Consider the following 20,316-nt stretch of genomic DNA (forward strand, 5'->3'; position numbering starts at 1 on the left):
CTAGAGAACGTAAACGAAAATAAACAAACACAGCCAGACCACATCCACAAAGTGCCAATACCAACTCCCCGCTTGGAACGCAAAATGTTTATCTGCGCTAAAGTGCCCCTTCAACACTCTGAAAAACAACACGAATAAAAAGAGCGTCCCCAGTGTGACATGCATGCCGTGAAAGCCAGTTAACAGGAAGAAGGTGTTGCCATAAATCCCAGAGGTCAGGGTGAGTCCCATTTCCCGGTAGGCATGCATATATTCTTCTGCCTGTAAGGCAAGGAAACCCATACCCAAGAGTATGGTGATACCAAGCCAGAGAGTAATGGCAGAACGTTTACCTTTTTCTAGGCTGACATGGGCGAAATGTAAGGTAACTGAGGAGGTTAGCAGTACGATAGTGTTGATTAATGGCAGTCCAGTCCATGGCATAGCTTGGGTTTTAGTGCCATCTGGCGTAGTAATGAGCGGCCAAATAGCTTCAAACTGAGGCCAGAGTACTTCGTGGGTCATGGCATTATTCGATGCGCCACCGAGCCAAGGCACTGCGAACATGCGGGCATAAAATAGTGCCCCGAAAAAAGCCCCGAAAAACATAACTTCCGAAAAAATAAACCAGCTCATACCTTGGCGAAACGATCGATCCATTTGGCTAGAATAGAGCCCTGCCATCGACTCTTGGATCACGGTTCTAAACCAACCCACCAGCATGAATAGGATCACAGCTATCCCAACCAGCAGCACATAACCGCCACCGGATGCACCTGATTTCAATTGTTGCACGAAAAGGCCTGCACCAGAGGCGATTAAGAACAAGCCAATGGCACCTACAATAGGCCAGACACTTTGGGATGGAACGTAGTAAGTCTGATGTTTCGTTGTCATTTTGCAGCTCCTTGCTCTATGGCAGACGCTAACTGCTTGTCGGTAATGTCGTAGAGAGTGTAAGAGAGGGTCAGAGTATGGATAGACTCAGGTAACTGAGGATCCACATAGAAAATGAGCGGCAGCTCAGCGCTAGTGTCCGCCGCTAAGGGTTGTTGATTAAAGCAAAAGCATTCTGTTTTATTAAAATAAGCGGCACCTTGTCCGGGCGAAACTGAAGGTATCGCTTGGCCAATCGTTGCTTTAGCTGACATATTGCGCGCCAGAAATGCCGTATGGATTAGCTCGCCAGGGTGAACTTCGAGCCGTTTGGTTTGTGGCGCAAATGTCCATGGCATGCCTGTTTGTACCTGAGAAATAAATTCCACAGTCACTATTCGGCTTGTATCTACTGTGATTGCTTGATAACTACTCGCGGTATTGGAGGGTTTTCCATTGATACCGAGTTGCTCGCACAACACATCGTAGAGCGGCACCAGCGCGAATCCAAAGCCAAACATGCCAATACAGCCTATAACTAACATGCTGATAAGTTTACGATTTGACTTAGATTTATCTTGCTGGTGTTGGGTTGCCATTTCATTTCACCTCAGGTGGTGTCGTGAAGGAGTGGTAAGGCGCAGGGCTTGGCAATGTCCACTCTAAACCCTCGGAACCTTCCCAAGGTTTAGCGGGAGCTTTTTCGCCGCCACGGATGCACTTAATTACTAATACTAAGAAAATCAATTGCGATAAGCCGAAGGCGAACCCACCAATCGAGACGATTTGATTAACATCGGCAAATTGAATCGAGTAGTCAGGGATACGCCTTGGCATTCCTGCCAGCCCAAGGAAATGCATCGGGAAAAATAGCACATTGACTGAAATCACCGAGCACCAGAAATGCCATTGTCCCAGTCGTTCGTTGTACATGTGTCCCGTCCACTTAGGTAGCCAGTAATAGGCCGCTGCCATGATGGAGAAAATCGCACCAGTCACGAGCACATAATGGAAATGTGCCACAACAAAATAAGTATCGTGGTACTGGAAGTCGGCGGGTGTAATGGCGAGCATTAATCCCGAAAAACCGCCAATAGTGAAGAGTATGATAAAGGCTACAGCAAACAGCATGGGCGTTTCGAAACTGAGTGAGCCGCGCCACATAGTGGCAACCCAGTTAAACACTTTCACCCCAGTTGGCACTGCAATCAACATAGTGCAATACATGAAAAACAGCTCGGCAAACACTGGCATACCTGTGGTGAACATATGGTGCGCCCACACGAGGAACGACAGAATTGCAATACTAGCCGTAGCATAAACCATGGATGCATAGCCAAATAAGGGTTTACGACTGAAGGCTGGGACTATGGCAGAGATGATGCCAAAGGACGGCAAGATCATGATGTAAACTTCAGGGTGGCCGAAGAACCAGAAAATATGCTGGAACATCACAGGATCGCCGCCGCCCGCCGCATCGAAGAAACTCGTGCCGAAAAACTTATCGGTCAGCACCATAGTCACTGCGCCCGCGAGTACGGGCATAACTGCGATCAGTAGGAATGCCGTGATAAGCCAAGTCCAGACAAACAATGGTAACTTCATCCATGTCATGCCTGGCGCGCGTAAATTCACTATGGTCACAATCACGTTGATCGCGCCCATGATCGAACTTATCCCCATGATGTGAATAGAAAATACAAAGAGCGCCGTGCTATCTGGGCTATAAGTTGTTGATAGTGGTGCGTAGAAGGTCCAACCAAAGTTAGGTCCGCCACCTTCCATAAATAGCGAACTGAGAAGGATAGTGAAGGCGAAGGGGAGTATCCAAAAACTCCAGTTATTCATCCGTGGCAGCGCCATATCGGGCGCCCCTATCATCATAGGGATCAGCCAGTTAGCGAGCCCTGTAAAGGCTGGCATTACCGCACCGAATACCATGATCAGCCCATGAACAGTTGTCATTTGGTTGAAAAAGTTGGGCTCGACCAATTGTAATCCAGGTTGAAAGAGTTCAGCGCGGATCACCATGGCCATAGCGCCACCGGTTAAGAACATAATGAAGCTGAACCATAAATACAAAGTACCTATGTCTTTATGGTTGGTGGTTAGCAGCCAGCGCATGATGCCCTTTGGCGCACCATGATGATGGTCATCATGGGCTGCGGTTTGATCTTGAGTCGTAGTGCTCATCATTATCCCCTACTGTCCATGACTTGCGATATCAGCAGGTTGCACTGTATCGCCGGTATTGTTATCCCAAGCATTGCGTTCATAGGTAATGACTGCTGCAAGTTGCTGTGGGCTAAGCTGTTTGCCAAATGCCTGCATAGCCGTGCCCGTTTTGCCGTGCATCACAATATCGATGTGATTGGCGACTGGTCCAATGGCGATAGCACTACCCACTAGCGCGGGGAAGGCGGGTGGTATTCCTGCACCTGTCACTTGATGGCAGGCAGCACAGAAGGTCGCGTAGACAGTTTCACCTTCGGCCATGAGGGCGTCATGGCTGAGTGTGGGGAGGCTTGCGGGATCGATTGCAGCTGAGACGTCTGCAGGTGCGGGTGTCGGAGTTGTACTGCTTGGTACCGCGGCGGATGTTTGTGCAGAATTGCCGTTCATGTACTCGTTGACGTCTTTGGCTTGCACTGCATCGCCAGTATTATTGCCCCAAGCATTACGCTCGTAGGTAGTCACTGCCGCGATTTCTTGTGCAGTCAATTGCTTACTAAACGCTTGCATGGCTGTACCCGTTTTACCGTTGAGCACAATTTCAAGGTGGCCGCTGAGCGGTCCCGTTGCAATCGGGCTACCTTTAAGGTGCGGAAATACGCCTTGCAACCCTTCGCCATTGGGCTGGTGGCAGGCTGCGCAGTGCCCGAGGTAAACTTGTTCACCTTGAGTCATCAACTCTTCTTTACTTAGGGTTTGTGATAAAGCGGCTTGAGCGGCTTCAGCCGCAGCACCTGCGGCTTGTTTCTGCTCTGTTACCCAAGCCTCAAACTCGGCTTCAGGTAACGCTTGTACTACGATAGGCATAAAACCATGGTCTTTTCCGCAAAGTTCGGCGCATTGACCGCGGTAAATGCCGGGTTTGTCGATGCGAGTCCAAGCCTCATTGATAAATCCAGGGTTGGCATCTTTCTTAATGGCAAAGGCGGGTACCCACCAGGAATGGATGACATCCTCTGAAGTCATCAGAAAGCGGATTTTGCGGTTTATCGGTAGAACGAGCGGTTTATCGACTTCCAATAGATAGTTTTCACCCTTGGTTTCGGTGCCTTCAATTTGTGCTCTGGGTGTTGTCAGTATGCTATAAAAATCAATATCTTGATCGAAATAGCTGTAATGCCATTTCCATTGGGACCCCGTGACTTTTACGGTGAGATCGGCGTTGCTGGGATCTTCCATTGCGATTAAAGTTTTTGTCGCTGGAATCGCCATTAAGATCAAAATGATAAATGGCAGAATCGTCCAAGCGATTTCAACTTTAGTGCTTTCGTGAAAGTGGGACGCGACAGCGCCTTTGGATTTTCTGTGGTTGATCATGGCGTAAATCATGACGCCAAAGACCACTAGGCCTATTGCGCAGCAGATATACAAGATGGTCATGTGCAAGTGATAAACCTTGCCACTGATCTCGGTCACGCCAGGGGTCATGTTGAACCGCATGTCCGCGGCGGTCAACGGTGGTGCGAAAAGCACCACGAGTAAACAATACAACAATTGCTTCACAAGACTTCTCCTCTGCCAATTGCGAATAGCAACTACAAAGAAGAGCAACACAGTAAGTCTCAACTCTATGCAAACTCTTCAGTTCCCAAAAAAGCTTTTTTGACTTCAACGTGCGTTGGCGGCTGTTACTTTTAATCAAGTATTGTTACTGCTGGTAATTAGCCACGCTGGCACATACTGCTGAAATAAATTTGTTCTCTATTTTTAGTGGCGCTTCGAGTTCGATAAATACTCGATTCATTGACCACGGAAGGTGATATATCACCACCGACTTAACCAACCATACTTGCTGTTTAAATATTGATCAAGATCACTTATTTATCTAATTATCTGAAAAATTGCCAAAAAAAAGCCTCACATTCATAGGTGAGGCGGCTTTCAAGGTAAAAAATTAAATGAATATTTAGTGTACAGCGCTAAAAAAAGATTGCTGACCGAAGAGATTGCCTTGCTCAATGCGTACGTCGGCATGTAAGTGACTATTTACGTCTTCAAGCACTATGCCCATAGCTCGGGCACTTTTAGCCACGATTTGTAGGCGTCGATTATCCCGCGCATCTAATGATTGAGTCCAAGTAATGACTGCACTGGACGTACCACTTGTTAGGGCTTTTTCCATCGCCCACAGGGTTTCGACTTCATCTTTAGCATGTACCAGTAAGACTCTATCCATACGCACACCTGCGCTAGCGAGTGTTTGCTTGTAGCCAATACTTGGTGGGTTGATGAGCACTAACCAACGGCCCTGTTGGCTTAACTGAGCGAGTTGTGCACTCAGATGAATTAATTCTTGGCGACCTTGAGTCTTAGTTGGCATACAGGCGATAGGTGCATGGTGCCAGTCATAGTCAGCATCACGGACTTCATCGAGCCACAAGCCCGGATGGCGGGGTGCATTGCCAAGTAGTTTGTTCATAGCCAATCTCCATTACGGATCACACCGACGGCGAGTCCTTCAATTGTTAAACTTTGATAGCCTAAATCCACTTTAATCGGGGAATAGTCTTCATTTTCGGCGTGTAGATAGACTACATTACCTTTTTTTTCGAAACGTTTAACAGTGACATCGTCATCGACTCTAGCGACAACCACTTGACCATTTCTAGCTTGCTCTACTTTATGAACTGCCAGCAAATCACCTTCGAGAATACCGATATTTTTCATGCTGTCGCCCTTTACTCGCAGTAAAAAATCGGCGGCGGGATGGAACATGCTTGGGTCGACTTGGTAGTACTGTTCAACATGTTCTTGGGCGAGGATAGGTTCACCCGCGGCCACTTGGCCGATGAGCGGTAAACCTGTTTCAGTCAAATCTTCGATTTCCGCAGGCAGACGAATGCCCCGAGATGTGCCAGGCATGATCTCAATGCAGCCCTTTTTCGCCAACGCTTTAAGGTGTTCTTCAGCCGCATTGGCGCTCTTAAAACCTAAACGGGTTGCGATTTCTGCCCGAGTGGGTGGCATGCCAGTATCGGCAATATTTCGTTTAATTAGCTCTAAAATTTCAGCTTGGCGTGGCGTCAAAGGTCTCATGGTGTTTCCTGTTTTTCTATACAGTTACTGTTAGTATATACAGTATTATTTGCAGCGCAAGTATTAACCACTTTTTAGCTATGTTGGAGAGAATTAGCGAATATTGCCCATAGTCTGGTATTCTATCGGGCTAGTAAACGCACTTAATTGCATAAGAATAATGCCTAAACACGACTCTCTTTGGTTGAAATCATTACGTTGGATCCAAAAACACTTAGTGCACACTATTGTGGTGCCTCAGGATCCCTTTGCCGATCTGAATCTGGATGCTTCCAGACCCCTTGTTTATGTGATGAAAACAGAATCCCTTAGTGACATAGCTGCTTTGAGCGAAATAACGGCTAAGTTAGGCTTACCAAGCCCTTATGAGCCTCTAGTGGCTAATGGTGTGATTGCGCCTCGGGTTGTCTGTCTTCAAGGACGTAAGCCACTGTTTGGCGAACGTGCTGGTAATGAGCCTTTCCTCGAATGCTTTATGCGTTTGTTAGCCGTGCATAAGGAACGTCCTGAATTGGATATCCAACTTGTGCCCGTGAGCTTGTATTGGGGTCGAACGCCAGGGAAAGAAGACGACACTATGAAGGCGGCCGTATTTGAGCGGGAAAACCCGACTTGGCTGCGCAAGTGCTTGATGATTTTGTTCTTAGGTCGACATAACTTCGTGCAGTTTTCGAATGCCGTATCCCTGCGTTACATGGCTGACGAACATGGCACCGACATGGGGATTGCCCATAAGTTAGCACGGGTTGCACGCGTGCATTTCCGTCGTCAACGTAAGGTAATGACAGGGCCTGTGCTGCCAAACCGCCAAGCACTGTTTCATTCGTTACTCAAATCTGAGTCGCTGCGCAAAGCGATTCAAGAAGAGGCCGCTAGTAAAAAGATTTCTGAGACCCAAGCGCGCGAGACGGCTATTGAGTATCTCGATGAAATCGCTGCCGATTACTCAGACAGTTTAGTGCGTATTGCCGAGCGTTTTTTAACTTGGCTGTGGAACAAGCTTTACAGCGGGATCAACATTAAAGGCGCCGAGCAAGTTCGGCAGTTACACCACGATGGCCACGAGATTGTTTATGTGCCTTGCCATCGCAGCCACATGGATTACCTGCTGTTATCGTATATTTTGTATTATCAAGGCATGGTTCCGCCGCACATTGCTGCCGGCATTAACCTCAATTTCTGGCCCGCGGGACCTATGTTCCGTCGCGGTGGTGCCTTCTTTATCCGCCGTAGTTTTAATGGCAACAAGCTATACACCGCAGTATTTCGTGAGTATTTAGACCAGCTGTTTGCTAAAGGTTATTCAGTGGAATACTTCTCCGAAGGCGGCCGTTCACGTACTGGCCGTCTGTTGGCGCCGAAAACTGGCATGATCGCCATGACGATGAACAGCGTACTGCGCGGTATTGAACGTCCTGTCACACTTGTGCCTGTGTATTTAGGCTATGACCATGTGATGGAAGTGGCGACTTACCATAAAGAGTTAAGCGGTAAGAAAAAGAAAAAAGAATCTGTGTGGCAGGTGTTTGGTGCCATTCGCAAATTAGGTAATTTTGGCCAAGGTTATGTGAATTTTGGCGAGCCTATTACCCTGCAAAATTTCTTAAATGAGCGTGCGCCAAACTGGCGTGCTGAGTTGGCCGATGATCCCGAGCAGAAACCAAGTTGGTTAACGCCAGCGGTAAACGTGCTGGCTAATCGGGTGATGACGCGTATCAATGATGCCGCAGCGGCGAGTTCGGTGACTTTGACCAGCTTAGTTTTACTGGCGACAGATCAAAACGCCTTAGAACGTAGTCTGCTGGAGCGTCAGCTTGATTTGTATCTGACCCTACTCAAAAAAGTGCCTTACACTTCTTATACATCTGTTGCCGAAGGTGATGGTAAGCATTTAGTGCAGCAAGGTTTAGAGCTGAATAAGTTTGTTGTTAGTGCCGATCCTTTAGGGGAAATAGTGTCTATCGAAGCGAGTCAGGCTGTATCTATGACTTACTATCGTAACAATATCATTCACTTATTTATCGTGCCGTCATTAATTGCGAGTTGTTTAACCCACAATGAACAGATCCCGCGCCAGCAAGTCGTTTCAATCGTTGCCGATTTTTATCCACTGCTGAAAGCCGAACTCTTCATGGGAATTAAAGACTTACCAGCCTATGTTGAGCAAGTACTGGATTTCCTGATTGGGCTAGGTTTAGTGGTTGAGACAGATACTTTAGCTGTCGTGCCTGAGCACTCAAGCCAATTATTGTTGTTAGCCAGTTCAGTGAGCGAGACTCTGCAACGCTACGCTATTATTTTCAATCTGTTAGCGAACAGACCTAAGATGGAGCGCTCAGAACTTGAGTCTGAGAGCCATTTACTTGCCCAGCGTTTAGGGGCTTTACATGGCATTACCGCGCCTGAGTTCTACGATAAAAAACTCTACGGTACTTTGAGCGTGAAGCTCAAAGAATTGGGATATCTGGCGGATAGTGAAGATAAGTCCAATATCAATCGCATACGAGATCAGGCCAATAGCTTATTACGTCCGTCAGTGAGACAAACGATAGTGGCAAGTGTCACCGCGGAGCACACAGTTTAATGGCAAATCATATGAATGCGGCTAAGCATAAGCCCGCAGGTAAGTCCTTGCTTGGTGGTGCCATGATTATTGCTGGCACGACCGTAGGTGCTGGGATGTTTTCTCTGCCCGTGGTCGGTGCAGGTATGTGGTTTGGCTATTCGATTTTAATGTTATTGGGTATTTGGTTTTGCATGTTGATGTCGGGCTTATTGTTGCTCGAAACCAATTTACATTTCGAACCTGGTGCTAGCTTCGATACCTTAAGCAAGCAAACTCTTGGGCAGTTTTGGCGGATAGTGAACGGCGTTTCTATCGCTTTCGTGTTGTATATTTTGACTTATGCCTATATCAGCGGCGGTGGTTCGATTGTGAATCACAGCTTGCAGGGCATGGGAATTGAGTTACCGCAAAGTGTGGCAGGGCTAGTATTTGCCATAGTATTGGCGAGCATAGTGTTGATCAGTACTAAAGCCGTGGATCGCATTACGACGATTATGCTCGGCGGTATGATCATTACCTTCTTCCTCGCTATCGGCAATTTATTGATCGAAATTGATGTGACTAAGTTGCTCGAACCCGATGGTAATAACAGCTTTTCACCTTATCTGTGGGCGGCGCTGCCCTTTGGTCTCGCCAGTTTTGGTTACCATGGTAACGTTCCCAGCTTAGTGAAGTATTACGGCAAAGATTCCTCCACCATTATCAAGGCGATTTTCGTCGGCACCTTTATCGCGCTGGTGATTTATGCCTGTTGGTTAGTGGCGACTATGGGTAATATTCCCCGCAGCCAGTTTATCGACATTATTGCCCAAGGCGGCAATATGGGTGTGTTGGTGGGCGCTTTGTCTGAGGTGATGGCGAGTAGCTGGTTAAACAGTATGTTGACCCTGTTTGCTAACTTAGCCGTGGCTTCATCTTTCTTAGGGGTGACCTTAGGTCTGTTCGATTATCTTGCCGATTTGTTTGGTTTTGATGATTCACGCTCTGGCCGAATGAAAACCGCGTTAGTGACCTTTGTGCCGCCGACGATTTTAGGATTACTGTTTCCCGATGGCTTCTTAGTAGCGATTGGCTTTGCGGCATTAGCGGCAACTGTGTGGGCGGTAATCGTCCCGGCGCTGATGGCCTATAAATCGCGGCAGTTGTTCCCCGATAGCACAGGTTTTAGAGTGATAGGCGGTACACCGCTGATTATTCTTGTGGTGTTATTTGGCATAGTCACGGGTGCATGTCATCTGCTCGCGATGGCAAATTTACTGCCGCAATATTCCTAATTTGTTGTGATGATTTAAGCCCTCCATGTGAGGGCTTTTTTGTCTTTAACGGTTGAGTTTTGTCTTACAGATCTTTTTAACCTGAATACTGGACAGAAATACAAACTCAGGCTTAACTCGAATGATTGTTAAAACAAAGGAGCCGATAATGAAAATGACTCAGTACGCACAAGGACATGCATGTTGGGTTGAACTTGCAAGCCATGATTGGCAGGGAGCAACAGCATTTTACCAAGCGTTATTTGGTTGGAACTCGGTTGAAATGCCGATCCCTGAAGGTCACTTTTCGCTATTTAATTTAGCGGGAGATGACTTAGGCGCCATGTATCAAATCCCTGAGTCAGAAGCACATATCCCCAGCCACTGGCGTATCTACTTTGCCGTCGATGATATCGATGCCAGCATTGCAGAGATTCAAGCGGCGGGCGGCCAAGTGCACATGGGGCCGCATATTGTGGGTGATGCGGGCGTGATGGCGCAGGTGAGCGATCCTGAAGGCGCACGCTTTGCTTTATGGCAAGCGAAGAACCACATAGGTGCTCGCCGTCAGGGTGAACTCAATACCCTTTGCTGGGTTGAGCTGGCTTGCAAAGAGCCGCGTACTGAAGAAGCCTTTTACTGCAAAATCTTCCCTTGGACCAACATGCCGAGTGACATGCCTGACATTGAATACTCAGAATGGCAGCTTAATGGTCAATCCATCGGCGGCATGATGACGATAATGCCCGAATGGGGCGATATTTCTCCCCATTGGCTGCTTTATTTTGCAGTAGCCGATTGCGATGCATTTGCAGAAAAAGCCCAAGCGTTAGGCGCGCAAGTGTGCATACCGCCTAGTGATATCCCTGATGTGGGACGATTTTCTGTCATTGCTGACGCCCAAGGCGCTACCTTTGCGGTGATCAAGCTTAATCAGATGTGACGGCCATATTAAGGACTGTCATTAAGGTTAAAAACGGCGACGCTAAATCGCCGTTTTTATTTGTCTAACTATTTGTTTAATTAGCGTTATCAATCATGATTGTTTCAGGGCAGGAGCCTTTTGAGGCCTTATTGGCTTTGGCGAGTAGGCTAGGTAAGGAGTCGGAGGTTTTAATGACTTCGGGCAAGTTAATGCGGATTTCACTCAGTAATCCCTTGCCACATTCAAGACTCATTTTAGTGTGAGCGCCTTGACCGAAGCTGCTATCAAAACTTTGGTTTAACTCACTTTTACTGACACTCTTACCTATGTTGTCATGAATAAATTTTTGTACCCATGCCGAGGCATTGACCGCTTGGGTCAGCTGGGTTGCCAATAAAAAGTACTCGTTAGGGTCTTGGCTACGGCAAGTGCCGTGTTTCCACCATTCGTGGCGTTCTAAACAGGTGCCATATTGGGCGCTTGGCATGACTTCTTCTAAATTTTTGCGCACCGATGGATTCAGTTCAAACTCTGGATAAGTACAGAAATCATTCGGTTGCAGCTTGACTGTGCTGCAATAGCCATATCGCGTGCCGCATTGTTGTTTATTCGGCCACAGTCCGTGCAGGCTGAAGTGTTGCCATTGGCTCGATTCTGGCGTTTGGCTGAGGGCGCGGCATTCGGCTTTACGGCGGCCATAGAGTTCACAAAAGGTGCTTTGCCAGCTTAATGCGAGCACGTTAGCATCGAATTCGCCACCGATTTGACATTGATTCCCTTGGCGTTTCTCTGGGTTACCATGCTCTTTAAGGCTATCTCGGCTTTTTGCTTTGATGTCCGATGCCGTGGTGGTTTGCGCCGGTTCCGCCGCCGTTGCAGGTGTTGATAAATTACTGCCAGCAACATTAGATAGATATTGACCACAATCGCCGCTGATCCAACGCATGGGAGACTTCACCGCATTGGTGCGCACTCTTAGCCAATCAGGTTTAGCGCTATTGCCGAGGGTTTCAAGTACAGGGTAGCGCTCACCAATATTGCTCTGCCATTGGTCTGGATTCGTCTGCTTATTTTTCGATTGAAATAGCTCACAGCGTTTGTCGGCAACGAATTCACCAGTTGCAGGTGCGGCAAAGGCGGGTGCTGTAATGATGAGCGCAGAGCATAAACCGAATGCAGCAAGTAACGCACGTGATGGGGTTTTAAGGGAAAGTGCTTGCGGCCATATCCGGCTGATGGTTAAACAAAATGACTTGGTCATGTGATGGGATCCTTCCTACGGCAGTGAATTGAGTCAATTCTGTGTGGCACTGAGTCAATGGTACACATAAGCGCTATAAACTTAGAGGCTTATTTTACCCAGAGTGGTGTATGGCACTGTTGTAAAATTAGATTTTTAATCTGATTGAATGAGAAAATCCCCTCAAACGTTAATGGTTTGAGGGGATTTTTATCGGTGTTCTAGTGCCGTAAACTCAATTACGCCGCATCTTTCTTTAATTTACGCGAGTAAATCAGTAAATAAAGTGCGGGTAGTACAAACAGTGACAATAATGGGGCAGTAACCATACCACCGACCATAGGTGCGGCAATTTTTTGCATCACATCGTTACCCGATCCTGCACCCCACATAATGGGGAGTAGGCCGAAGAAGATGGTTGCTACTGTCATGGCTTTGGGGCGAATACGCATAACAGCACCTTCCATTAAAGCTTCTTTGAGATCGGTAACTGTATGGTAGTTATTCTTCTCTTGCCTGTGCTTAATGGCATTATTAAGGTAAATCAGCATGATTACCCCAAACTCCGCGGCAACGCCCGCCAAAGCAATCATACCGACTGCGACGGCGACTGAGATGTTGTAATCCAGTAGATACAATAGCCAAGTGCTGCCGACCAGCGCGAATGGGAGGCTGAGCATGATAATACTCGCCTGCAAAGTAGAGCCAAATGTCATCATCAACAGGATGAATATCACACCTAAGGCCATAGGGATCACTTGCTTCAGTTTTGCATCGACTCGCAGCATATACTCGTACTGTCCTGCGAAGGTATAGCTGTAGCGCGGGGGCACTTTAAGTTCGGCAGTTAATGCTTGCTTGGCGGTAGTAATGTATTCGCCGATAGACGTGCCTTCAATATCGATAAACACCCAAGAGATTAAGCGACCGTTTTCACTGGTGAGCATAGGTGCACCATCGGTGATTTCTATATCCGCTAAATTTCGCAGTGGTAGATAATTTCCCGATTTAGTGATCACAGGGAGTTCGCGCAGCTTTTCGATATTATCGCGTAGCTCACGGGGATAACGTAGGTTGATGGGATAGCGCTCAGCCCCTTGTACCGACTCGCCAATATCCATACCGCCAATGGCGTAACGCACGACATCTTGAATATCTTGCAGTGACATACCGTAACGTGCGGCGACATCCAGTTTGGGAGTGATATCGATATAACGCCCACCACCACTGCGTTCAGCATAGGCTGATTTTGTGTGTGGCACTTTGCTGAGAATGGCTTCTATCTTAGCTCCTATGCTTTGCAGCTCGTTGACATCGGCACCAGTGATCTTAATGCCGACGGGGGTTTTTATCCCCGTCGAGAGCATGTCAATACGGGTTTTGATGGGTTGTACCCAAGCATTGGTGAGTCCTGGTACTTTGACGGTTTGCTGTAGTTGGGCAATGATGCCATCTAAAGTCATGCCTTCACGCCATTCCTCATGGGGTTTGAGCATGATAGTGGTTTCAAGCATGGTCAGCGGCGCGGGATCGGTCGCGGTTTCGGCGCGGCCTACCTTACCAAACACGCGGGCCACTTCGGGCACGGTTTTAATCAAGCGGTCGGTTTGCTGCAAGACTTCGGCGGCCTTACTGGCACTGATACCGGGCAATGCTGTTGGCATGTAGAGCAAATCGCCTTCTTCAAGGGCGGGCATAAACTCACTGCCCATGCGCGTCATCGGATACCAAGCGCTGACTAAGGCAATCAATGCTAATCCTAGGGTGATTTTAGGAAACCTAAGTACCAGATTAAGCGAGGGCTTATATAAAGCGATCAGCACGCGACTGATGGGATTTTTATGCTCACTCGGAATTTTTCCCCGAATAAAATAGCCCATTAAGACTGGCACTAATGTGATTGCTAATAATGCGGAAGCGGCCATAGCAAAGGATTTGGTATAGGCCAGCGGTGCGAATAATCGACCTTCCTGCGCTTCGAGTGCGAACACAGGCACAAAGCTTAAGGTGATAATAATCAATGAGAAAAATAACGCAGGGCCGACTTCAATCGACGCTTCGGTGACGATGCGCCAATGCTCCTTAGTATCGGGTTCGCGATCATGTTCGGCTTTGAAATGTTCTAAATGTTTGTGCAGGTTTTCGATCATCACAATCGCGCCATCCACCACGGCGCCGATAGCAATGGCGATGCCGCCAAGGCTCATGATATTGGCGTTCACACCCATCTTATTCATCACGATAAAAGCGATAAGGATGGATAGCGGCAGGGTAATGATGGCGACTAAGGTTGAGCGTGCGTGCAGTAAAAACAGCAGGCAGACCAACCCTACCACTAGCATTTCTTCGACGACCTTGCTGAATAAATTATCAACGGAATTAAGGATTAATTGGGATCTGTCATAGGTGGGGATGATTTCTACACCATCGGGTAAACCTGCTTTCAGTTCTTCAAGTTTAGCTTTTACGGCATCAATCGTGGATAAAGCATTTTCGCCGTAACGCATCACAATAATGCCGCCTACGACTTCACCTTCGCCGTCAAGTTCGGCTATACCGCGGCGTGAGGCAGGGCCTTTGCGCACGGTAGCAACATCTTTCAGTAATAAACCTGTACCAGAAGGGCTGGTGATACCAAGGGGAATTTCACGAAAATCCTCTAGCGTCTGGCGATAGCCTTTGGCGCGCACCATATACTCGGCTTCAGCCATTTCGATGACCGAGCCACCCGCTTCGCTATTAGATTTTTCTATCGCATCTTTAATGCTGGCTATATCCAGTTTATAGATCGCCATTTTGTCGGGTTCGAGTACGATCTGGTAGGTCTGCTCCATACCACCGACGGTGGCGACTTCAGACACGCCAGCCACGCTTTGTAGCTCTAATTTAAGATACCAGTCCTGCAGGCTTTTGAGTTGTGATAAATCTAAACTGCCGGAGCGATCGACCAGCGCATATTCATATACCCAACCCACACCTGAGGCATCGGGGCCAAGGGACGGTTGTACGCCCTGTGGCAATCGACTGCTGATCTGACTTAAGTATTCTAATACCCGTGAGCGCGCCCAGTAGATATCTGTGCCATCTTCAAAAATCACATAGACATAAGAATCGCCGAACATGGAATAGCCGCGTACCGTTTTGGCGCCGGGTACAGCTAACATGGCGGTAGATAAAGGGTAAGTGACTTGTTCTTCTACCAATTTAGGCGCTTGCCCTGGGTAGGAAGTTTTAATAATCACTTGCACATCCGACAGATCGGGCAGTGCATCAAGCGGCGTTTTGCGCAGCTCCTGTACGCCCCAGACAGTGATCATGATGGCAATGATCAACACCATCAATCGCTGCCTGATGGACGCCTCAATAATATATTTCAACATAACGCGCTCCTAGTGCTGATGACCGCTGCTTAAACGCATTAAGCTGCCCTTGAGACTGGCTTCAGAGTCGAGTAAAAATTGCCCTGAGATCACCACGCGCTCGCCTTCGGTTAAGCCCGAGACAATTTCTGCCTTACCTTGACTCATCATGCCGACGGTCACGACTTTAGCGGCAAAACTATTGTCGTCTTGTTTGACTATCACGCGATTCTCTTTACCCGTTTGGATTAAGGCTTCCTGTGGGATTACTAGCGTGTCTTTATTGGGGCCGCCAAAAAGCGAGACCTTGGCGAGGGTTTTAGGTCTAAGGGAAACATGGGTGTTATTGAGCACAACACGCACTCGCAAGCTGCGGGTGACAGGATCAAGTTCCGGATAGATATAATCTATAGTGCCTTTTATCCCGCTTAAGTTCATGGCGGGCACAGCCACTTCAGCCTGTTGGCCTTTGACTATCCAGCTTTGTTCATTTTCAAACACATCGGCTATGACCCATACCTTAGAGAGATCGACTAACGACATCACTTCGGTGGATGGCTCAATATACATACCATCGCGGATAGACAGTGTTTCGACTACACCATCCTGTTGTGCATAAAAGGGTACCCGATATTGGGTTTGGCGCGAGTCGGCTAATTGCTTGATTTGTTGCTCGGTAAATCCTAAAAATGACAGTCTTAAGCCTGCTCTACGAACAAGATCCTGATATCTCTGATTGCCTGCTGTTTTGGCGGTATCTAAGGCGAGTAAATAATCATCCTGAGCATTGACTAAATCGGGTGAATAGATTTCATAGAGTAGCTGCCCTTTTTTGACGGTGTCTCCCATGGACTTAACCATCAGTTTTTCAACCCAACCCGTTACTCGAGCATGGATATGCGTTATTTGGCTTTCATCGTAATCCACTTGTCCAACGGTCTCGACAAATTTCCATAGCGTATCGCGCTCAACTTTAGCGACTTTTATGGCTAGCGCTTGCTGCATGCTGCCGGAAACATTGATATTGATTTCGTGAGTGTTACCACCCGTTTCGACTTTTTCTAAATTCATACCACAGATAGGGCATGTACCGGGTACATCGCTGATGATGTGGGCATGCATAGGGCAAATGTATTTAGTTGTTGTTTCTTCGCTGGTTTTTTTAACAAGATTGTTAGCCTTAGGGGTTGGTGTGTCGAACACTTGGCTTGCCGCTTTCGTGGTCGAGGTGTGCGCATGTTCTGTCGCTAAGTGATCTGTATGTTGATGTTCAGCATGTGGATCTGCTGAATTGGTATCGGTACCTTCCTTTTCAACTAAAAACATATTGCACTTAGGGCAGCGACCAGGCTCATGGCTGAGCACTTCGGGATGCATGGGGCAAGTGTAGGTTTTTACTTGATTTAACGGATTACTCTTAGGCGCTGTTGCAGAATTTACTGCAGCTTCGGTCACCACGGGCTGCTGTGTGCTCGCCAGTTGGGCATGGCTCAACCAAGGCGTACCTAAGAGTAAGCTACTCAAGATCAGTACGGCTTTAGGGGTCTGCTTTTTTACGGTTTTAAATGAATTCATATGCCTCATCTCCAGCCTAGCTTAGTGGTGTTTGTGGGCGTTTTTTGCCGCACCTTCAGCTGGTTTTGCTTCTACTGCCTTTGGCTCTAAGTTCATACCACATTGAGGGCAAGTATCTTCTTTGCTGCCAGTCACTTCAGGGTGCATAGGGCAAACATGGGTATGGGCTTGTTCCTGTGAATTGGCATTGTCGTGTTGATGTGCGTGCGGCGCTGCCGTCGCAAACACGCTTGTGCTGGTCAGCAAGAATGCGATTAAGGCGAGATTAGTTAGTGTTTTCATATTATTCACTCCATCGGATTAACGGCCGAATACGAGCGCATAAACGTCAGTGAGCACAGTGGATCAAAGCGGTTCGCTTCGATAGACGTATTGATGCCACAATTTGGCATTCGGCTCAGTAATCAACGTTCTGCTAGACTCGGGTGCACGATTTAATGATAAGGCACCACAATAAACGGCTAAATAGGGCGTTAGCTTAGGGCTAACAGCATTGTCGTTTTAGCTTGGTCGTTTGGCTTTTTTAAGGGTTTATTTGCCCAATAAGCACAAAGTAGAGCTAGGCTATCGGTGGTTTAAAGGCCGAAGACAAAGAGATAGAGTGGAAATGAGGCATAGGAGTGGCCATTGCAGTATCGCTCATGCTCACACTTGGCCAGAGGTGTGGGCTGAATAGAGTGCCAGCGACTGAAATCGTCAAACAATGACCACAATCATTTGAACATGATGTGGTGCCATCACAGCAATGCTGTTTCGCGCCGGGAAGCATTTTATCGTTGCAGCAATCCGCGTTGGCCATTGAATGTGAGTCAGAACTGTTCTCTGTGTCCATCTGCATCATTGTAGCGTGGTGCATTTGGGAGGAAACCTCATGATTCATCGCACTCATATCCATAGTGTGTGGCACCATGGCGTGACCATTAGACACGACACTTTGCCCGACGAGTGCGAGTAGAGTGAATATGACTAAAAAATAACGACCGAGTGTGTGATGCATAAGTCTTCCAAATGATGAACGGCTCGATTCTAGCATAGCGATGTTTAGCTGTAATGATTTAACTCACACTTCAGTTAACGCCTCAATTCAAATATCTAATTAATCTAAATTAGCAAATAGAATTTCTGACTCGAAGTTTTGTCTTCAACGGGCTTATCATGAATATGACTGCGTATTTTAAGAGACTCAAATTGATCGTAGAAAGTTTCATTTCGAACAGTATTATTCGGCTTACCTGCGTTTTACCATTTATTTCTGCTTCACTCTTAAGGTGCAATAAGCATTGGCGTGATCACATTTCTGTTTTCTAGAAAATGATTTTCTAGTTCTGAATTATCAAGGGAAAACCTAACTATAAAAAATCGGTAACTTGCGATTATCGGGTGATTGCATTAGCTTTAGTTAAAGTGCATCACAGTTTAGCTAGCGGTTTTTACCAAATGACGTCCAAATAGTTAGAGCTAAGTCTCATTTTGCGCTTTTAAGGTTAATTTAATCAGCAAATTTCGGCTTAAAATCAAATTTCTAATAAATGAAAGAGCATAAACTAGTCTTATAAAAACTAATTTTGACAATTTTGGAGATAGAGTGATGAACTGGCGTGCACTATTTAAACCTAGCGCGAAATATTCAATCCTGGCGCTACTGGTCGTTGGTATTGTAGTGGGTGTTGTGGGATACTTTACCACTCAACAAACATTACACGCGACCAGTACAGATGAGTTCTGTATGTCTTGCCATAGCAATCATTCGCTGAAGGATGAAGTGTTGGCTTCTGCCCATGGCGGCGGCAAAGCGGGGATTACGGTTCAGTGTCAAGACTGTCACTTACCCCATGGTCCAGTCGATTATTTGATCAAAAAAATCATCGTATCTAAAGATTTATATGGTTTCATGACAATTGATGGCTTTAACACTCAAGCCTGGTTAGATGAAAATCGTAAAGAACAAGCGGATAAAGCGCTGAACTATTTCCGTGCGAACGATTCTGCTAACTGTCAGCATTGCCACACTCGTATTTATGAGAATCAGCCAGAAACTATGAGTAAAATGGCTGTAAGAATGCACTCAAATAACTTCAAGAAAGAACCTGACGCGAGAAAGACCTGTGTTGACTGCCATAAAGGCGTAGCACACCCATATCCAAAAGGATAAGGTTTAGCGTCTAGTTGACCATTAAAAAGCCCTCTATTGAGGGCTTTTTGCTGTCTGTGTGCTCGGTTAATTCGCTTGAATCATCACCCGTTGCCGATAAGCTAACAGGCTGAAAATTCCGAAGATAAACACTTGTAGATAATCTTGTTTCGTTAATGGCAGCAAGGTCTTAAACAGCATGTGGAAAATCGCGACTTGGAAGCAATGCATCATGCAGGTAATGGCAAACAGGATATTTAAAGTAATCGCCACATTGCCTTCAAAGGGGATGACTAAGTTGTAGGCCATCATCAACCATGCAATCAGAGTGATGGCTTTACCTAAGTTAATTAATAAGGGCATGGTTTTCATCTTCGATGGGCTCAACAGTGGTTTCTGAGTGATATTGATATAAACGGTAGCTCACTTGCCCTGCATTCTTTTCTTTTAAGGCGTGCCAGCGAGAAGGGATAGCAAGTTGCGGCAATTCAGACTCGATTTCGACATAAATCAGCGCACCATCATTGAGCCAGCCTTGAGTATCTAGCAGTTGAATCGTCTTTTCTGCCAATCCCTTACGAAAGGGTGGATCGATAAACACCACATCGAAACCTTGCTCGCAGCCCCTTTGCAGTACCACTAACGTATCAGCATTGAGCACTTCGGCCTTATCGCATTTAAGGGTTTGCAGATTTTCTTTTAATTGCATGGCTGCGCCGCGTTGCAACTCGATAATTTTGGCGAAACTGGCATAGCGAGACAAGGCTTCGAGAGCTAAAGCGCCGCTACCGCCAAAACAGTCGAGTACTCGTGCATTGACTAAATTATTAGCCAGCCAGTTAAAGAGTGTTTCGCGAACCCTGTCTGTCGTTGGGCGTAAACCTTCGAGATCTTGGATAGGTAGACGACGCGAGCGCCATTGGCCTGCGATGATCCGCACTTGTCCACTGCCGGGTTTATTTTTGGCTGTTTGACCCTTGGTCACATTATTTTTGACCGTTCGATGATTAACCAAAGTGCCCCCGTGATTTTGCCTGAAGAAAGAAAGTGGTAGACTGTGCCACCTTAATAAAGGCCGCTATTTTATATCAAAGTCTCACTAAAAGGTGAGAAGGCTAACTGAGCTTAGTTAATTGCCGACTTT

The 20,316-nt window shown here is 46.9% G+C and carries 17 protein-coding genes; 4 read left to right on the forward strand and 13 right to left on the reverse strand.

Going from position 1 to position 20,316, the window contains the following annotated elements; translation table 11 throughout:
- The 6 genes from KFE26_RS02095 to lexA all read right to left on the reverse strand — a co-directional run bounded on the left by KFE26_RS02095 (position 1) and on the right by lexA (position 6,123).
- Positions 1 to 876 (reverse strand): cytochrome c oxidase subunit 3, encoded by an 876-nt coding sequence (locus tag KFE26_RS02095; RefSeq protein WP_198572400.1) that lies wholly within the window; start codon positions 874 to 876, stop codon positions 1 to 3.
- Positions 873 to 1,454: a cytochrome c oxidase assembly protein gene (locus KFE26_RS02100; protein WP_198572399.1), complete on the reverse strand. Its 582-nt coding sequence runs from the start codon at positions 1,452 to 1,454 to the stop codon at positions 873 to 875. The genes KFE26_RS02095 and KFE26_RS02100 overlap by 4 nt, the downstream gene beginning before the upstream one ends.
- A 1-nt stretch (position 1,455) precedes the next feature.
- Positions 1,456 to 3,048, reverse strand: coding sequence for a cytochrome c oxidase subunit I (gene ctaD / locus KFE26_RS02105; protein WP_105250642.1), 1,593 nt, complete (start codon positions 3,046 to 3,048; stop codon positions 1,456 to 1,458).
- Between the two features lie 9 nt (positions 3,049 to 3,057).
- Positions 3,058 to 4,590 (reverse strand): cytochrome c oxidase subunit II, encoded by a 1,533-nt coding sequence (coxB, locus tag KFE26_RS02110; RefSeq protein WP_212599504.1) that lies wholly within the window; start codon positions 4,588 to 4,590, stop codon positions 3,058 to 3,060.
- Between the two features lie 403 nt (positions 4,591 to 4,993).
- Positions 4,994 to 5,506, reverse strand: a complete 513-nt coding sequence (locus tag KFE26_RS02115; RefSeq protein ID WP_212599505.1) for a cell division inhibitor SulA — start codon at positions 5,504 to 5,506, stop codon at positions 4,994 to 4,996.
- Positions 5,503 to 6,123: a transcriptional repressor LexA gene (gene lexA / locus KFE26_RS02120; protein ID WP_212599506.1), complete on the reverse strand. Its 621-nt coding sequence runs from the start codon at positions 6,121 to 6,123 to the stop codon at positions 5,503 to 5,505. Before lexA ends, KFE26_RS02115 begins: the two co-directional genes overlap by 4 nt.
- A 160-nt stretch (positions 6,124 to 6,283) precedes the next feature.
- Here lexA and plsB point away from each other — a divergent pair, with 160 nt between their 5' ends.
- The 3 genes from plsB (at position 6,284) to KFE26_RS02135 (ending at position 10,885) form a co-directional block, all read left to right on the forward strand.
- Positions 6,284 to 8,707, forward strand: coding sequence for a glycerol-3-phosphate 1-O-acyltransferase PlsB (plsB, locus tag KFE26_RS02125; protein ID WP_212599507.1), 2,424 nt, complete (start codon positions 6,284 to 6,286; stop codon positions 8,705 to 8,707).
- Positions 8,707 to 9,963 carry a tryptophan permease gene (gene mtr / locus KFE26_RS02130; RefSeq protein ID WP_173497974.1) on the forward strand — a complete coding sequence of 419 codons (1,257 nt, stop codon included), beginning with the start codon at positions 8,707 to 8,709 and terminating at the stop codon, positions 9,961 to 9,963. Before plsB ends, mtr begins: the two co-directional genes overlap by 1 nt.
- 148 nt (positions 9,964 to 10,111) lie before the next feature.
- On the forward strand, positions 10,112 to 10,885 hold the full coding sequence (locus tag KFE26_RS02135) for a VOC family protein (protein WP_212599508.1): 774 nt from the start codon (positions 10,112 to 10,114) through the stop codon (positions 10,883 to 10,885).
- 76 nt (positions 10,886 to 10,961) lie between these two features.
- Here the strand turns inward: KFE26_RS02135 and KFE26_RS02140 are convergent, their stop codons facing one another.
- The 5 genes from KFE26_RS02140 to KFE26_RS02160 form a co-directional block, all read right to left on the reverse strand.
- Positions 10,962 to 12,128, reverse strand: coding sequence for a ribonuclease T2 family protein (locus KFE26_RS02140; RefSeq protein WP_212599509.1), 1,167 nt, complete (start codon positions 12,126 to 12,128; stop codon positions 10,962 to 10,964).
- 218 nt (positions 12,129 to 12,346) lie between these two features.
- The gene (locus KFE26_RS02145) at positions 12,347 to 15,487 is read right to left on the reverse strand and encodes an efflux RND transporter permease subunit (RefSeq protein ID WP_212599510.1); all 3,141 of its coding nucleotides are present in this window, start codon (positions 15,485 to 15,487) and stop codon (positions 12,347 to 12,349) included.
- Between the two features lie 9 nt (positions 15,488 to 15,496).
- The gene (locus KFE26_RS02150) at positions 15,497 to 17,041 is read right to left on the reverse strand and encodes an efflux RND transporter periplasmic adaptor subunit (protein WP_212599511.1); all 1,545 of its coding nucleotides are present in this window, start codon (positions 17,039 to 17,041) and stop codon (positions 15,497 to 15,499) included.
- A gap of 21 nt (positions 17,042 to 17,062) precedes the next feature.
- On the reverse strand, positions 17,063 to 17,323 hold the full coding sequence (locus KFE26_RS02155; RefSeq protein WP_212599512.1) for a heavy metal-binding domain-containing protein: 261 nt from the start codon (positions 17,321 to 17,323) through the stop codon (positions 17,063 to 17,065).
- A gap of 277 nt (positions 17,324 to 17,600) precedes the next feature.
- Entirely contained in the window at positions 17,601 to 18,038 is a 438-nt protein-coding gene (locus KFE26_RS02160; protein WP_168827238.1) for a hypothetical protein, read from the reverse strand.
- A 591-nt stretch (positions 18,039 to 18,629) separates the two neighbouring features.
- Here KFE26_RS02160 and KFE26_RS02165 point away from each other — a divergent pair.
- Positions 18,630 to 19,193, forward strand: a complete 564-nt coding sequence (locus KFE26_RS02165) for a NapC/NirT family cytochrome c (RefSeq protein WP_105250630.1) — start codon at positions 18,630 to 18,632, stop codon at positions 19,191 to 19,193.
- 66 nt (positions 19,194 to 19,259) lie between these two features.
- Here KFE26_RS02165 and KFE26_RS02170 read toward each other — a convergent pair whose 3' ends face one another.
- Both KFE26_RS02170 and rsmD read right to left on the reverse strand, forming a co-directional pair.
- Positions 19,260 to 19,544: a DUF1145 domain-containing protein gene (locus tag KFE26_RS02170; RefSeq protein ID WP_212599513.1), complete on the reverse strand. Its 285-nt coding sequence runs from the start codon at positions 19,542 to 19,544 to the stop codon at positions 19,260 to 19,262.
- Complete coding sequence (rsmD, locus tag KFE26_RS02175) at positions 19,519 to 20,187, reverse strand: 16S rRNA (guanine(966)-N(2))-methyltransferase RsmD (protein ID WP_212599514.1); 669 nt, start codon at positions 20,185 to 20,187, stop codon at positions 19,519 to 19,521. Before rsmD ends, KFE26_RS02170 begins: the two co-directional genes overlap by 26 nt.
- Positions 20,188 to 20,316 lie beyond the last annotated feature (129 nt).

Origin of the sequence: Shewanella sp. M16 (assembly GCF_018224605.1) — a bacterium.
GTDB classification, from domain to species: domain Bacteria; phylum Pseudomonadota; class Gammaproteobacteria; order Enterobacterales; family Shewanellaceae; genus Shewanella; species Shewanella oncorhynchi.

Coding starts and splice junctions, on each gene's coding strand:
- KFE26_RS02140 (WP_212599509.1), bottom strand. CDS start 12,128: ATGACCAAGTCATTTTGTTTAACCATCAGCCGGATATGGCCGCAAGCA.
- lexA (WP_212599506.1), bottom strand. CDS start 6,123: ATGAGACCTTTGACGCCACGCCAAGCTGAAATTTTAGAGCTAATTAAA.
- KFE26_RS02160 (WP_168827238.1), bottom strand. CDS start 18,038: ATGCATCACACACTCGGTCGTTATTTTTTAGTCATATTCACTCTACTC.
- KFE26_RS02115 (WP_212599505.1), bottom strand. CDS start 5,506: ATGAACAAACTACTTGGCAATGCACCCCGCCATCCGGGCTTGTGGCTC.
- KFE26_RS02145 (WP_212599510.1), bottom strand. CDS start 15,487: ATGTTGAAATATATTATTGAGGCGTCCATCAGGCAGCGATTGATGGTG.
- KFE26_RS02150 (WP_212599511.1), bottom strand. CDS start 17,041: ATGAATTCATTTAAAACCGTAAAAAAGCAGACCCCTAAAGCCGTACTG.
- mtr (WP_173497974.1), top strand. CDS start 8,707: ATGGCAAATCATATGAATGCGGCTAAGCATAAGCCCGCAGGTAAGTCC.
- KFE26_RS02095 (WP_198572400.1), bottom strand. CDS start 876: ATGACAACGAAACATCAGACTTACTACGTTCCATCCCAAAGTGTCTGG.
- KFE26_RS02100 (WP_198572399.1), bottom strand. CDS start 1,454: ATGGCAACCCAACACCAGCAAGATAAATCTAAGTCAAATCGTAAACTT.
- KFE26_RS02135 (WP_212599508.1), top strand. CDS start 10,112: ATGAAAATGACTCAGTACGCACAAGGACATGCATGTTGGGTTGAACTT.
- KFE26_RS02155 (WP_212599512.1), bottom strand. CDS start 17,323: ATGAAAACACTAACTAATCTCGCCTTAATCGCATTCTTGCTGACCAGC.
- KFE26_RS02165 (WP_105250630.1), top strand. CDS start 18,630: ATGAACTGGCGTGCACTATTTAAACCTAGCGCGAAATATTCAATCCTG.
- ctaD (WP_105250642.1), bottom strand. CDS start 3,048: ATGAGCACTACGACTCAAGATCAAACCGCAGCCCATGATGACCATCAT.
- plsB (WP_212599507.1), top strand. CDS start 6,284: ATGCCTAAACACGACTCTCTTTGGTTGAAATCATTACGTTGGATCCAA.
- KFE26_RS02170 (WP_212599513.1), bottom strand. CDS start 19,544: ATGAAAACCATGCCCTTATTAATTAACTTAGGTAAAGCCATCACTCTG.